A 13,399-nucleotide genomic window follows, 5' to 3' on the forward strand; every position below is an offset into this window, starting at 1 on the left:
ACACCCATGGAGGGGTCAACGACATGCTCACACTCACCCGCAGCGTCGGCGAGAGCATCCGCATCGGCGAGGACATCGAGGTCTACGTCGTCGAGGTCCGCGGCGGCACCGTGCGGCTGGGCTTCAAGGCCCCCCGCGAGGTGGCGATCCACCGCGAGGAGGTCTACCGGCAGATCGCCGAGGCCAACGCCCTGGCTGCCGAGGTGGCCGCCGATGCGCTGGGCGCTTTGGCAGCATTCGCGCCAGAGTCCGAACAGGCATCGAGCAAGAAGTGACAACGACCTGGTCATATCGGCCCAATAACCGCTCGACTCGTCCGTCTCAGTAGTCACAGGGCGGCGAGTCTTGCCGTTGGTGACTCGGATCGTGCGCAAGCCTTCCCCTACCGCGCCAGCTACAGGGGGAGACCAAGATGGCACTCAGCGCACGCACCATGAGCACGGTCGAGGCGGTCGACCTGCTCGCCGACAGCACTGCCGCCGAGCAGCACCGCCCGGCCGGTGACGAGCACCTCGAGTGCCCGGACGCCGCGTGGTCCGACACCGTCGTGGTGCACGTGCAGCTGCGTCCGCGGCGCTCGGCCACCCGTCGCTGCCTCGCCGCGCTCACCGAGCTGGCCGCACGGCACGAGGCGGTCGCCTTCGCCCTGACCGGCCTGTCCGGTGACGCCCGTGCGGTGCGGGTGACGGTCGGCGTCGAGCTGGGGCCGCGCGACCAGATCGCCCGGTTCTCCACCGAGGCGCAGGCGGCCTACGCCTTCGTCGACGCGCTGTTCACCGACCTGTACGACTTCATGCCGGTCTACGTCGGTGAGCCGAGCGAGGCCGAGCGGGTCGCCGCGGCCGGCGTGCTCGACGCCGTCGGCGGAGCGCGGACCCCCGCGCCCCGCTCGCCGATGCCCCGCATCCCCACCCCTCGCACCCCGTCCTCGGTCGCGGGTGCGGCGGTCGCCGGCTTCCGCGGCATCCCCGTCCCGGCCTGAGCCCGGTCGTCGGGCCGCGCTTCGCCGCTTCGCCGCTTCGCCGCTTCGCCGCCTCGCCGTCGGCCTCCGGCCCCCTCGTCACCCCGCCCACCTGCACTTCCCCTCAGGAGGACCCGGTGCCCCAGCACACCACCACCCCCGCCGACACCTCACCCGCCGACACCACCCCCGCGGCCGACGACGACCGCGGCCGCGTCCGCGAACCGCTGGTCTTCGGCGGACTGGCCGAGGCCGAGGGCTGGGCGCTCGCGCCCATCACCCCCCGCGACCGGGTGCACTTCCGCACCGACCGGGAGCTGTCGCTGACCGACTTCCGGGCAGCCCTGCCCGCCGGCGTCGAGGTGAGCTACGACGAGGGGGAGGGCCTCTACCGGGTCGACGGCCGGCCGGGCACGGGGGAGGCGCTGGCCACCCTGGTCCGCGGCTGGTGCGCCGGGGAGGGGATCGCCACCGTCGGGCTGCGCCCGGAGGCCGGCGTCCGCCGCCGCGCCCCCCGGGACCTGCCGCCGGCCTTCCTCGCCGACCTGTGCCGGCACTACTGCCGGGTCAGCCTCAAGCGCCTGCAGCGGAACATGAGCACCATCCGGCTGCACCTGCCGGACAACGACGACATCGACCAGCAGGTCGCCGAGTGGGTGCTCAAGGCGGTGTCCACCTACGACGAGACCAAGTCGGTGCCGTTCGGCGCCTACCTGGCCACCCAGCTGTCCAAGTGGGTGCACGACCTGGGCCGCAACGCCTACGGGCGCACCGCCGCGGACACCGAGAACAAGCAGCAGAAGGCGGTCGCCGCCTTCACCGCCGAGCACCAGCGCCGGCCCAGCGAGAAGGAGCTCGCCGCCTACATGGGGCAGAGCGTCGCCACCCTGCGCCGCAACTCCCAGACCGTCGCCACGCTCACCGGGCTGCGCAACCTCCAGTCGCTGGACGGCGGTGCGGACGCCGTGGAGTACGTGCTGCCCGACGGCGCCGAGGTCCCCGACGAGATCATGAGCGAGGCGGAGCAGACGCTGCTCTCGCACGCGCTCACGGCGGCTTGCGCCCCGGATCCCACCGCGCGTCGCGACCAGCGCGCCGCCCAGCCCAACGTGCTGGGCTGGGCCACCTGGTACCTGACCACCTGGGGTGGCAAGACGAAGACCCAGCTCTCGGCGGACCTGGGCACCTCGGTGCGCAACATGAACGTGCACGCCGACCGCGCGGAGAAGGCCCTCAAGACCCGGCTGACCGAGCTCGGCGGCTGACCCCACCGCACTGACCGGCGACCGCCCGGCACCCCGACCCGGGGTGACCGGGCGGTCGGCGTTCCGGGCCCGCACGGACGGCGGAAAACGGCCGGCTACGGGTCCACCTGGCCGCCGACCTGCCGATATCCCTCTCGTGACCGCCCCCGACCGCTCCCGCCACCCGCGGGAGCCCCGGGAAGAGCGGCTGGTGAGCGTCCCGCCGGCCGAGGACACCCGGCAGCCCGTCCTCGTGCCGCACTGGCTCGACGCCGCAGATCGCAGCGAGGTCGAGCGGGCGGTCCAGACCGCTCTGGACGGGGCTCCGGTGCACCCCGTGGCGGCCGTCCACCTCGGGGACGTGCTCACCGAGCTGCACGTGGCGGCCGCCCGCGAGCTGGTCTGGCCGGCCTCGGTGGCGCGGGTCCGCAGCGCCACCGGCTGGGGGGACGACGTCGTCCCGGTCCGGCTCAGCGCCGTGGAGCTGGCCAGCGTGCTGTCGCTGACCGGCCTCGGCCCGGTCGCCCGGGCGGCGCTGACCGGGGGACGCAGCCGGTGACCGACTCGCCCTTCGGCTCCCCGGCCGGGCTGCTGCGCCGGCTGGTGCGCACCGAGGTGGACGTCGACGACGTCCGGGACGCCGTGGACCACCTGGCCGGGACCCACGAGCTGCCCGGGCTGCGGCTGTCGGTGGCCGACGGGCCACGGGGTGCGCTGCTGGTCGTCGAGGAGGCCGGCCGGGTCAGCCGGGCGCTGCTCGGGGACCTCGCCGAGCAGATGACCCGGGCGCGCATCGACAGCACCCCGCACGCCGTCCTGGCCGGGCTGCGGGCCTGGCTGGACCACCGGCCGGTGCCCGACCCGGTGGCTGCCGCGGCCGGGGTCGCCGTGCTCGACTGGGCCGAGGGCCGCGGCGAGATGCTGGGCTGGCGGGTGGTGGTCCGGCGGGCCGGCCTGCTGGTGCCCTGGCGCCCGTCCCGGAGCGCCTCGCTGCCCGACGTGCACCGCACCCGCGCCGCGGCCTGGGACCGGTCGGTCGCGGTGGAGGCGGCGCTGCGGATCGAGGGCCCGGTCGGCCTGTGGACGACCACGAGCGTCCCCGGCGCCGACTCGGCGGTCCTCGTCGACCCCGAACGGCTGCTGGGTGAGATGGCCGAGCGTGGCCTGCGGATGCACGACGTGCACGTGGTCGTGACGCCGCGGCGCCCGGTCGCGTGCGCGGAGGGCGGCGTCGCCCGCCGGCTGGTGGCCGAGGCGGCCGACCAGAGCGTCATCCTGCCCTGGCGGCGCGTCGCCGACCTCGGCTGGACCTGACCGCCCCGTCCTCCCGGACGCCGGAGCTCAGGTCAGGCTGCCGTACTCCCAGTGCCAGGGCTCGGGGTTGCTGCCGTCGGCCTGCGCCCAGTCGGGGTGCACCCAGCCCCAGCGACCGGCGTTCGCCTGCATCCAGGCGGTCTGCACGGTGCCGAAGACGTTGATCCCGCCGCAGAGGTCGACCGCCAGGGCCCAGCCGTGGTTGGAGGTGCCCGGGATCGCGGTGATCCTCGGCTTGCGGTGGTGGGCGTCGACCTGCGCGCCCAGCGACCGGTAGGAGTCGGTGATGCACAGCGGTGCGCCGAAGGCGGCCTGGTACGCCGCGGACATCGCCGAGTAGGCGGCCGCCGCGTCGCAGCGCAGCCGGTGCGGGTACCCGATCGAGCAGAGCTGGTCGCGGGGGATCTCGCCGTTGGCGAAGCCACCCCAGGCGCCGCTCACCGGTGCCCGGTCACTGCCCGGCGCGGGCACCGGGGCGGTGCAGGTGGCCGGGGCGGCGGCCGCGACCGGCAGCGGCGTCGGCGTGCCGGCCGGCACGGTCACGCGGACGGCGGCGCGCAGGTCGGGCACCTCGCGCACCGCGACCTGCCAGCGGTCGGCGGAGGCGGACAGCACGCTGCGGCCGCCGACGTAGATGCCGACGTCGTCCAGCGTGGTGCCGCCGGCGGTGCTGAACACCAGGTCGCCGACCTGCAGCTGCCCCTCGGGCACGGGCGTGCCCTGTGCCCACTGGCCGGCCAGGCCGACGGGCAGGCCGAAGCCGCCGTGCGCCCAGACGGCGGAGGTGAAGCCGCCGCAGTCGAACCCGTCGGGACCGCTGCGGCCGGGCAGGTACGGCCGGCCCAGCAGGGCGAAGCCGGCGCTGACCGCGGCGACGGTCTCGGCGGGCAGCACGGTGATCGTCGCGCCCGCGGCGTAGGTCAGGGCGATGCCGGGCACCGGCGTGCCGGCGGCGTCCCGGACGGCGGCCAGGCCGGTCGGCAGCGACTCGGGCGCGGCCAGCTCGGCGGCTGCCGGCGGCGTGATGCCCGCGACCGCGAGCCGGGTGAGGTAGTCCTGCCAGCCGGCCAGGGCGGCGGCGTTGTCGGCCGCCTGGGCGGGGCCGACCGGGGTGGCGGCGGAGCCGGCCCAGGTGGCGGCGGCGAGCGGGTCCAGGTGGGCGACCAGGTCCCGCACCTCGGCGAGCACCTCGGCGGCGTCCTGCCGCGCCTCGTCGGCGCGCGCCTCGGCGGCGGTGGCGTCGTCGGTGAACTCCGCGGCGTGCACGGCGGCCCGGGCGACACGGGCCACCCGGGCGTCCTGGGCGTCGGTGAGCTGCTCGGCGAGGCCCTGGGCGTGCAGCACGTCGCCGGTGGTCCGGGGGGAGTGCAGCGAGAGCTGGGCGAGCGGCCAGCGCTCCTCCGCGCTGCGCTGGTAGGCGGCGACGGCGATCTCGCCCACGGCGACCCGGTCGGCGGCGACCTCGGCCTGCGCGGCGGCGCCGGCGTCGCGGGCCTGCTGCGCCTGCGCGCCGTGGCGCGCGGCCGTCTCGGCGGCGGCCCGGTAGCGGGCCGCCGCGTCGGCGAGCGCGGTCGCGGTGACGCCGGCCTGGCCCGGGTCGGTGACCTGGCCGGCCTCGGTCGGCGGCTGGGCCACCGAGCCCATCAGTGCGACGATCGCGACGGTCGCCCCGGTGATGACGCCGAGCCGGCGCAACCACAGGCGCAGGTGCCCGGTCGAGCCGGTCGGGCGCTTCCTGGCCGGCCGGCGCCGCGACGCGGGGCGTCCCGCGGTGCGGGGATGCCCGGTGGCGCCGTTCCGGCGCTGGGGCGAGCCGGGCCGGGGAGCGGCGGACCGGGCGGGGCTGCGGCCGGCCGGGGTGCGGGCGCCCGTCGCCGGGCGCTGGCGAGGGGCCTGGGCGCGGGTCCGTGGCGCAGCGGACTGCGCGCGCGGTGCGGGCACCGGGGGCTCCCTCGGGTCGTCGGCCGGATCGTCGGGCTGCCGGGTGGCAGCCGTGTCCTGATCCCATCGACGTCCCCCGGGAGGGGGTGAAGGTTCCTCACGCGTTCGGGGGGTGCGTCTCACCCCTCCGGGGGGTGTCGGTCACCCGGAGGCGGAGCGAGCAGTGCTGGTCGCGGACGCAGGGGACCCGACGTTCGGGGACCGCGCCGGCGCTCACTCGGGCCACGGTCCCCGTCATCCCGGGCACGACGAGGCCCCCGCCGTCCGGGAAGGACGACGGGGGCCACGTGAGCGGTTGGAACGGCCTCCTCGCAGGGCCCGCGCTGAGCGTGCGAAGCGCGGGGAGGGAGGAGGTCCTCCTAGCGCTGGGCGATCTCGACGAAGGAGCGCTCGGCGGGGCCGGTGTAGACCTGCCGGGGGCGCCCGATCTTGGTGGCCGGGTCCTCGATCATCTCCCGCCACTGGGCGATCCAGCCGGGCACCCGGCCGAGCGCGAACAGCACGGTGAACATCCGGACGGGGAAGCCCATCGCCCGGTAGATCAGCCCGGTGTAGAAGTCGACGTTCGGGTAGAGCTTGCGCTCGACGAAGTAGTCGTCGGAGAGGGCGATCTCCTCGAGCTGGCGGGCCAGGTCGAGCAGCTCGTTGTTGCCGCCGAGCTTGCTCAGCACCGTGTCCGCGGTCTGCTTCACGATCGCCGCGCGCGGGTCGTAGTTCTTGTAGACCCGGTGCCCGAAGCCCATCAGCTTGACGCCGGGCTCCTTGTTCTTGACCCGCTCGACGAAGCGGGGGATGTCGCCGCCGTCGCGCTTGATCGCCTCCAGCATCTCCAGCACCGACTGGTTGGCGCCGCCGTGCAGCGGACCGAACAGCGCGTTGATGCCGGCGGAGACCGAGGCGAACAGGTTGGCGTGGGAGGAGCCGACCAGCCGCACCGTGGAGGTGGAGCAGTTCTGCTCGTGGTCGGCGTGCAGGACGAAGAGCATGTCCAGCGCCTTGACCAGCTCCGGGTCGGCCTCGTACGGCTCGGCCGGGAAGCCGAAGGTCATCCGGAGGAAGTTCTCCACCAGGCCCAGGGAGTTGTCCGGGTAGAGCATCGGCTGACCGACGGACTTCTTGTAGGCGTAGGCCGCGATCGTGGGGAGCTTGGCCAGCAGCCGGACGGTCGAGAGCTCGACCTGCTCGGGGTTGAACGGGTCGAGCGAGTCCTGGTAGAAGGTCGACAGCGCGCTGACCGCCGAGGAGAGCACCGGCATCGGGTGCGCGTCGCGCGGGAAGCCGTTGAAGAACTGCTTGAGGTCCTCGTGCAGCAGGGTGTGCCGGCGGATCCGCTGGTCGAACGCCTCCAGCTGGTCGGCGGTGGGCAGCTCGCCGTAGATCAGCAGGTACGACACCTCGAGGAAGCTGGCCTGCCCGGCCAGCTGGTCGATCGGGTAGCCGCGGTACCGCAGGATCCCGGCGTCACCGTCGATGTAGGTGATCTCCGAGGTGCAGGACGCGGTGTTCACGAAGCCGATGTCCAGGGCGACCCTGCCGGTCGTGGACAGCAGCTTGCTGGTGTCGATGCCAGGGGCGCCTTCCGTCGCGGGGATCTCCCGCAGGGGGAGTTCGCCGCCGGGGAAGCGCAGGGCCACGTCGTCGGTGCTCGCTGTCTCGCTCATCAGTTCTGGACGCTACTGCCCCACGCCCCCGGATGGCGTGCCAGGGGGCAGGATTCCTGCTCTTTGCACGCCATCCGGCCCCTCTGCTGGGGCCCGCCGCGAGCTCGCGGAGCGGTGGGGGCAGAGGGGTCCCTTTTTCAGGGGTGGGTCATGGAGAGGACGTCGAGGGCGGCGTCCAGCTGCTCCTCGGTGAGCTTCCCCTGCTCCACGTAGCCGCGCTCCACGACGACCTGGCGGATCGTCTTCTGCTCGGCCAGCGACTGCTTGGCGACCTTGGCCGCCTCCTCGTAGCCGATGTACTTGTTCAGCGGGGTGACGATCGACGGCGAGGACTCCGCGTACTCGCGGCACTGCTCGACGTTGGCCACGATGCCGTCGACGCAGCGGTCGGCCAGCAGCCGGCTGACGTTGGCCAGCAGCCGGATCGACTCCAGCACGTTGCGCGCCATCAGCGGCAGCGTCACGTTCAGCTCGAATACGCCGGTGGTGCCGGCGTAGGTGACCGCCGCGTCGTTGCCGATCACCTGGGCGCCCACCTGGATGACGGCCTCGGGGATCACCGGGTTGACCTTCCCCGGCATGATCGAGCTGCCCGGCTGCAGGTCCGGCAGGGCGATCTCGCCCAGTCCGGTACGCGGACCGGAGCCCATCCACCGCAGGTCGTTGGCGATCTTGATGAGTCCGACGGCGATGGTCTTCAGCTGCCCGGACCCCTCGACCAGGGCGTCGCGGGAGCTCTGCGCCTCGAAGTGGTCGCGCGCCTCGGACAGCGGCAGGCCCAGGTCGGCGGCGAGCTTCTCGATGATCGCCGCGGCGAACCCGGGCGGGGTGTTGATGCCGGTGCCGACGGCGGTGCCGCCCAGCGGGAGCTCGCCGATCCGGGGCAGCGAGGCCTGCAGCCGCTCGATGCCGTAGCGGACGGCGGCGGCGTACCCGCCGAACTCCTGGCCCAGGGTGACCGGGGTGGCGTCCATCAGGTGCGTGCGGCCGCTCTTCACCACCTCCGCGTACTCGGTGGCCTTGCGCTCCAGCGAGGCGGCGAGGTGCTCCAGCGCCGGCACCAGGTCGACGACGATCGCCCGGGTCGCGGCGACGTGGATCGCCGAGGGGAAGACGTCGTTGGACGACTGCGAGGCGTTGACGTGGTCGTTGGGGTGCACGGGCGAACCGAGCGCCTCGGTGGCCAGGGTGGCGATGACCTCGTTGGTGTTCATGTTGCTCGACGTGCCCGAGCCGGTCTGGAAGACGTCGATCGGGAAGTGCGCGTCCCAGGTGCCCGTGGCGACCTCGGCCGCGGCGGCGGAGATGGCGTCGGCGACGTCGGCGGGCAGGACGCCGAGCGAGGCGTTCACGGTGGCCGCAGCGCCCTTGATGGACGCCAGGGCGCCGATGAGCTCGCGCTCGATCGGGGTGCCGGAGATGGGGAAGTTCTCGACGGCGCGCTGGGTCTGGGCCCGCCACTTCGCCCAGGAGGGGACGCGGACCTCCCCCATGGAGTCGTGCTCGACGCGGTAGTCCGTCTCGGTGGCCACGGTGCGCTCCCGGTGTGGTGTGGATGGTGACAGTGCTCCGCCAGCGACCCTAGACAGCCGCCCGGACGGCACGGCTGCGGGCGCCTGTGGACGACGGCTCCGCGGTGCCGCGCCGGCGCCCTACGCTCCGCCGGACCCCGGACCGGTCCGCCGCCGGTCCCCGACAGCCGGAGACGTGCATGCCCGAGCAGCACCCCGCGCCACCGCCCGCACCGGGACCGTCGGCGCAGCCCGCCGGCCGGCCGGATGCCGGGTGGTGGCCCGGCGCTGCGGGGGCCGGCACCGGGTGGACGGGCGCGCCCGGCGGCGCTCCTGCCGCACCCGCGACGCGGCGCCACGGGCCGTCGCTGGGCGCGGCCGCCGTGTCGGCGGGCGTGATCGCGCTCGGCGTCGTGCTGGCCTCCGGGAGGACTGCGCCCTCGACGACCTCGACGACCTCGGCCTGGACGACCACGGCCTGGACTACGGCTCGGACGCCGCGCAGGTGGAGCAGACCGACCCGGTGCCACCCGACGGCCTGGGCGACGACCCGGTGCTGGACGGCCTCGCCCAGCAGTGCTTCGACGGTCCTCCAGGCCTGCGACGACCTCTACCAGGAGGCGCTGTCGGAGCCGGGGTACGCGGACTACGGGCTCACCTGCGGCGGCCGGGTCGAGGAGTTCGCCGTCTACGCCTGCACCCGGCTGGAGTGAGATCCGGCCCGCTAGGGTCCGGGCATGGCCGAGGAACCAGCTGCCGAACGCCCCGCCGTGCGCGCGTCGGACGCCGACCGCGAGGCGGTGGTGACCCGGCTGCAGACCGCCCTCGGTGAGGGCCGGATCGACGTCGACGAGTTCACCCAGCGGGCCGACGCCGCCTATGCCGCGACCACCGTCGGGGAGCTCGACGGCCTGCTGGCCGACCTCCCCGCGCCGGCATCGGCCTTCCCGGCGGTGGGGGAGATCGTCGGGGAGCGGACCAACGGCTCGGTCGCCAGCGTCTTCGGGGACGTCAAGCTGACCCCGGTGGTCGGCGTGCCGGAGCGGGCCAGCACCGTGTTCGGCGACGTCCGGATCGACCTGCGTGGCCTGCGCACCGCCGCGGAGACCGTGCAGCTGCAGCTGGGCACCGTCTTCGGCGACGTCGACGTGATCGTCAGCGAGGGCGTCGCCGCGGAGATCGAGGGCTGGACGGTGTTCGGCGACCGCAAGACCCAGCTGGCACCGGTGCCCCGGCTGGCCGGCACGCCGCTGGTGGTCGTCCGCGGCTGGACCGTCTTCGGTGACCTGCGGCTGCGCAGCCTGGCGCCGGGGGAGTCACCGAGCAGGTGGCGCGCCGTCGTGGACCGGCTCGCCGCCCGCCGCGAACCCCCGCCCGGCGCCTGAGGAGCGGCTACCCGTCCTCGCCGAAGGGCACCGCGGAGTACTCGTTGAGCTTGGCCAGCGAGTGGAGGCTGTCGATCGAGCGGATCGTGCCCGACCGCGACCGCATGACCAGCGACTGCGTGGTGGCACCACCGGCGCGGTACTGGACGCCGCGCAGCAGCTCGCCGTCGGTGATGCCGGTGGCCACGAAGAAGACGTCGCCCTGCACCAGGTCGTCGATGGTCAGCACCCGGTCCAGGTCGTGCCCGGCGTCGAGCGCCTTCTGCCGCTCCGCGTCGTCGCGCGGCCAGAGCCGGCCCTGCAGCGCGCCGCCCATGCACTTGAGGGCGCAGGCGGTGATGATCCCCTCCGGGGTGCCGCCGATGCCCATCAGCAGGTCGACACCGGTGCCCTCGCGGGCGGCGGCGATCGCGCCGGCGACGTCGCCGTCGGTGATGAACTTGATCCGGGCACCGGCCTCGCGGACCTCGCTCACCAGCTGCTCGTGGCGCGGGCGGTCGAGGATGCACACAGTGACGTCACCGACGGAGCTCTTCTTCGCCTTGGCGACCCGGCGGATGTTCTCGCCCACCGGCGCGGTGATGTCGACGACGTCTGCCGCGGCCGGCCCGGTGGCGATCTTGTCCATGTAGAAGACCGCCGAGGGGTCGTACATCGCGCCGCGGTCGGCGACGGCCATCACCGCGATCGCGTTGGGCATGCCCTTGGCCATCAGCGTGGTGCCGTCGATCGGGTCGACGGCGACGTCGTAGTCGTTGCCCCAGCCGTCGCCGACGTGCTCGCCGTTGAAGAGCATCGGCGCCTCGTCCTTCTCGCCCTCGCCGATGACGACGACGCCGCGCATGTGGACGGTGCCGATCAGCGCCCGCATCGCGTCGACCGCCGCGGCGTCGCCGCCGTTCTTGTCGCCACGCCCGACCCACCGGCCGGCGGCGAGCGCGGCCGCCTCGGTCACCCGCACCAGCTCCAGGGCGAGGTTGCGATCGGGGGCGGGGCGGTCGGCGCGGAGCGTCGACGGGGGCCGGGTCGGCAACGGACCGTCGGGCAGGGGCAGGGACACGGGTCCTCCTGACGTCCGCACGGCGCTGTGCGGCAGGGTGGTGGCACGGTGCTGCGATCCTAGGGGCATGCCCGAGACCGGCCAGGCCGCCGACCAGGACCACACCCAGCGACCCGGCGAGCAGCGCACCCACCCCTCCGATGACGCCGCCGCGACCGACGCGCCGTCCGGACCTGCTGCCGCCGCGCCCTCGGCGGCCGGGGCGAGCGCGCCGCCGGTCGACCGCATGCAGCGGTTCACCCCGGCGAACATGGTCCGGTCGCTGCTGCCGCTGGTGGTGATCTGCCTGGTCATCGTCGGGTTCACCGCGCTGCGTCAGAACCCGGAGGACCCGATCCGGGAGGTCGCCATCGCGGGCACGGTCGAGCGGACGGCGGCCGCCGCCGGTCACCCGCTGCCGGTGCCGCAGGACCTGCCCGACTCGTGGCGGCCGACCAGCGTGCGCACCGACGTGCAGGCTCCGGTGACGCTGCAGATCGGCTGGTTCACCCCGGGCGAGGAGTACGCCGGGTTCGTGGTGAGCGACGACCCGGACGCCGCAGCCCTCACCGACGTGCTCGGCGAGGCGACGGGTGAGGGCTCCACCGAGGTGGACGGCGAGACCTGGCAGCGGCTGACCAGCGCGCGCGGGGAGACGGTGCTGACCCGCACCGAGGGTCCCTCGACGCTGCTGGTGACGGGTTCGGCGACCGACACCGAGCTCGAGCAGCTCGCCGCCGCCGTGGAGCTCCTCGCCCCCTGAAGAACGACCCTCCTGCCCCCTCCGCTCGCAAGCTCGCGGCCGCCCCTGCAGGAGGGCCGCTGACGTCAGGCGTCAGGTGTGGGGGTGGCGGCGGCGAGGCGCTCGCGGGCCCGGTCCAGCCAGTGCTGGCACATCTCGGCCAGCTGCTCGCCGCGCTCCCACAGCGCGAGCGACTCCTCGAGGGTCAGGCCGCCCGCCTCCAGCCGGCGGACGACGTCGGCGAGCTCCTCGCGGGCCTGCTCGTAGGTCTGGGTCGGCTCGGCGTTCTCCGGTGCGGGGGTCTCGCTCACGGGTGCCCATCCTGCCTGTCGACGCGCACCGGCAACCGGCCGCCCGCGACCCGCACCTGCAGCTGCTCGTCGTCCCCGACCTCCGCGGGGTCGCGCACCAGCGCGCCGTCGGCCCGCTGCACGACCGCATAGCCGCGCTGCAGCGTGGCGGCGGGGGACAGCGCGGTCACCCGGGCCCGGGCGTGCTCCAGGTCGCGCTCGGCGACTTCCACCCGGTGGGTGACCGTGCGGGTGGCGCGCTGCCGCAGGGCGGTGACGTCGTCGGCGCGGCCGGCCAGGAGCCGCCCCGGGTCGGCCAGCACCGGGCGGCTGCGCACCGACTCCAGCCAGCGCTCCTGCTGCTCCAGCCGGGCGCCGACCAGGTGCCGGGCGCGGGCCCGCAGCCCCTCGACCAGCCGCCGCTGCTCGCCGATCTCGGGCACCACGCGGTGCGCGGCGTCGGTGGGCGTGGCCGCCCGGACGTCGGCGGCGTGGTCGACCAGGGTGGTGTCGGTCTCGTGGCCGACGGCGGTGACCACCGGGGTGCGGCAGGCGGCGATGGCCCGCACCAGCCCCTCGTCGGAGAAGGGCAGCAGGTCCTCCACCGAGCCACCGCCGCGGGCGATCACGATGACCTCGACGGCCGGGTCGGCGTCCAGCCGCTGCAGCCCGGCGATCACCGACTCCGCGGCCGTGGGCCCCTGCACCGCGCAGTTGTGCACCGCGAAGCGGATGGCGGGCCAGCGGCGGCGGGCGGTGACCAGGACGTCGCGCTCGGCGGCGCTGTCCCGGCCGGTGATCACCCCGACGACGGCGGGCGCGAAGGGCAGCGGCCGCTTGCGGTGGGCGTCGAACAGCCCCTCGGCGGTCAGCAGCCGGCGGATCCGCTCGATCCGGGCCAGCAGCTCACCGAGGCCCACCGCGCGGATCTCGGTGGCCCGCAGCGAGAAGGAGCCGCGGGCCACGTAGTAGTCCGGCCGGGCGCGGACGATCACCCGGGACCCCTCGGTCAGCTCGAGCCCGGGCCGGTCGGCCACGTCGCGGTGGCAGGTGACCGGCACCGACAGGTCGGCCGCCGGGTCGCGGAGGGTCAGGAAGACCGTCGCCGCCGCGCCGCGGCGGGACAGCTGCGCGACCTGGCCCTCGACCCACACCTCACCGAGCCGGCCGATCCACTCGGCGACCTTGCGGGCGACGGTGCGCACCGGCCACGGCGACTCGGGGGACGAGGGACTGGTCACCCGACCGAGGGTGTCACGTGCGGAGTGACGTGCTGGAACGGCCTCGCCCAGAGGCTCGCCGCGAGCGTGC

The 13,399-nt window shown here is 74.9% G+C and carries 14 protein-coding genes; 8 read left to right on the plus strand and 6 right to left on the minus strand.

Annotation, left to right across the window (positions count from 1 at the left end; translation table 11 throughout):
* Positions 1-23 precede the first annotated feature (23 nt).
* The 5 genes from csrA to ACI79A_RS11110 all read left to right on the plus strand — a co-directional run bounded on the left by csrA (position 24) and on the right by ACI79A_RS11110 (position 3,519).
* A complete protein-coding gene (gene csrA / locus ACI79A_RS11090) occupies positions 24-275 on the plus strand; it encodes a carbon storage regulator CsrA (protein WP_153361098.1) in 252 nt (83 codons plus the stop codon).
* A gap of 137 nt (positions 276-412) precedes the next feature.
* The gene (locus ACI79A_RS11095; RefSeq protein WP_457083001.1) at positions 413-982 is read left to right on the plus strand and encodes a hypothetical protein; all 570 of its coding nucleotides are present in this window, start codon (positions 413-415) and stop codon (positions 980-982) included.
* Positions 983-1,098: 116 nt separating this feature from the next.
* On the plus strand, positions 1,099-2,226 hold the full coding sequence (locus ACI79A_RS11100; RefSeq protein ID WP_457083003.1) for a flagellar biosynthesis protein FliA: 1,128 nt from the start codon (positions 1,099-1,101) through the stop codon (positions 2,224-2,226).
* Between the two features lie 190 nt (positions 2,227-2,416).
* Positions 2,417-2,764, plus strand: coding sequence for a hypothetical protein (locus ACI79A_RS11105; RefSeq protein WP_457083005.1), 348 nt, complete (start codon positions 2,417-2,419; stop codon positions 2,762-2,764).
* Positions 2,761-3,519, plus strand: coding sequence for a hypothetical protein (locus ACI79A_RS11110; protein WP_457083007.1), 759 nt, complete (start codon positions 2,761-2,763; stop codon positions 3,517-3,519). The genes ACI79A_RS11105 and ACI79A_RS11110 overlap by 4 nt, the downstream gene beginning before the upstream one ends.
* 27 nt (positions 3,520-3,546) lie before the next feature.
* Here the strand turns inward: ACI79A_RS11110 and ACI79A_RS11115 are convergent, their stop codons facing one another.
* From ACI79A_RS11115 to ACI79A_RS11125, 3 genes are all read right to left on the minus strand, one after another.
* Positions 3,547-5,460, minus strand: a complete 1,914-nt coding sequence (locus ACI79A_RS11115) for an NlpC/P60 family protein (RefSeq protein WP_457083009.1) — start codon at positions 5,458-5,460, stop codon at positions 3,547-3,549.
* A gap of 359 nt (positions 5,461-5,819) precedes the next feature.
* Positions 5,820-7,121, minus strand: coding sequence for a citrate synthase (locus ACI79A_RS11120; protein ID WP_457083011.1), 1,302 nt, complete (start codon positions 7,119-7,121; stop codon positions 5,820-5,822).
* Between the two features lie 137 nt (positions 7,122-7,258).
* On the minus strand, positions 7,259-8,653 hold the full coding sequence (locus ACI79A_RS11125) for a class II fumarate hydratase (RefSeq protein ID WP_457083013.1): 1,395 nt from the start codon (positions 8,651-8,653) through the stop codon (positions 7,259-7,261).
* 374 nt (positions 8,654-9,027) lie between these two features.
* On the opposite strand from ACI79A_RS11125, the gene ACI79A_RS11130 reads away from it, so the two are divergent.
* Both ACI79A_RS11130 and ACI79A_RS11135 read left to right on the plus strand, forming a co-directional pair.
* Entirely contained in the window at positions 9,028-9,345 is a 318-nt protein-coding gene (locus tag ACI79A_RS11130) for a hypothetical protein (RefSeq protein ID WP_457083015.1), read from the plus strand.
* 24 nt (positions 9,346-9,369) lie between these two features.
* Positions 9,370-10,017: a DUF1707 domain-containing protein gene (locus ACI79A_RS11135; RefSeq protein WP_457083017.1), complete on the plus strand. Its 648-nt coding sequence runs from the start codon at positions 9,370-9,372 to the stop codon at positions 10,015-10,017.
* Positions 10,018-10,024: 7 nt separating this feature from the next.
* Here the strand turns inward: ACI79A_RS11135 and glpX are convergent, their stop codons facing one another.
* Positions 10,025-11,077 carry a class II fructose-bisphosphatase gene (gene glpX / locus ACI79A_RS11140; protein WP_457083019.1) on the minus strand — a complete coding sequence of 351 codons (1,053 nt, stop codon included), beginning with the start codon at positions 11,075-11,077 and terminating at the stop codon, positions 10,025-10,027.
* A 67-nt stretch (positions 11,078-11,144) separates the two neighbouring features.
* Between glpX and ACI79A_RS11145 the strand changes: the two genes are divergently transcribed.
* Positions 11,145-11,819, plus strand: coding sequence for a DUF4245 domain-containing protein (locus tag ACI79A_RS11145; RefSeq protein WP_457083021.1), 675 nt, complete (start codon positions 11,145-11,147; stop codon positions 11,817-11,819).
* Positions 11,820-11,884: 65 nt separating this feature from the next.
* Here the strand turns inward: ACI79A_RS11145 and ACI79A_RS11150 are convergent, their stop codons facing one another.
* Both ACI79A_RS11150 and xseA read right to left on the minus strand, forming a co-directional pair.
* The gene (locus ACI79A_RS11150; protein ID WP_457083023.1) at positions 11,885-12,109 is read right to left on the minus strand and encodes an exodeoxyribonuclease VII small subunit; all 225 of its coding nucleotides are present in this window, start codon (positions 12,107-12,109) and stop codon (positions 11,885-11,887) included.
* Positions 12,106-13,329 carry an exodeoxyribonuclease VII large subunit gene (gene xseA, locus ACI79A_RS11155; protein WP_457083025.1) on the minus strand — a complete coding sequence of 408 codons (1,224 nt, stop codon included), beginning with the start codon at positions 13,327-13,329 and terminating at the stop codon, positions 12,106-12,108. Before xseA ends, ACI79A_RS11150 begins: the two co-directional genes overlap by 4 nt.
* Between the last annotated feature and the right edge of the window lie 70 nt (positions 13,330-13,399).

The organism is Modestobacter sp. SYSU DS0657 (genome assembly GCF_054050925.1).

Coding starts and splice junctions, on each gene's coding strand:
- ACI79A_RS11120 (WP_457083011.1), bottom strand. CDS start 7,121: ATGAGCGAGACAGCGAGCACCGACGACGTGGCCCTGCGCTTCCCCGGC.
- ACI79A_RS11135 (WP_457083017.1), top strand. CDS start 9,370: ATGGCCGAGGAACCAGCTGCCGAACGCCCCGCCGTGCGCGCGTCGGAC.
- ACI79A_RS11095 (WP_457083001.1), top strand. CDS start 413: ATGGCACTCAGCGCACGCACCATGAGCACGGTCGAGGCGGTCGACCTG.
- csrA (WP_153361098.1), top strand. CDS start 24: ATGCTCACACTCACCCGCAGCGTCGGCGAGAGCATCCGCATCGGCGAG.
- ACI79A_RS11145 (WP_457083021.1), top strand. CDS start 11,145: ATGCCCGAGACCGGCCAGGCCGCCGACCAGGACCACACCCAGCGACCC.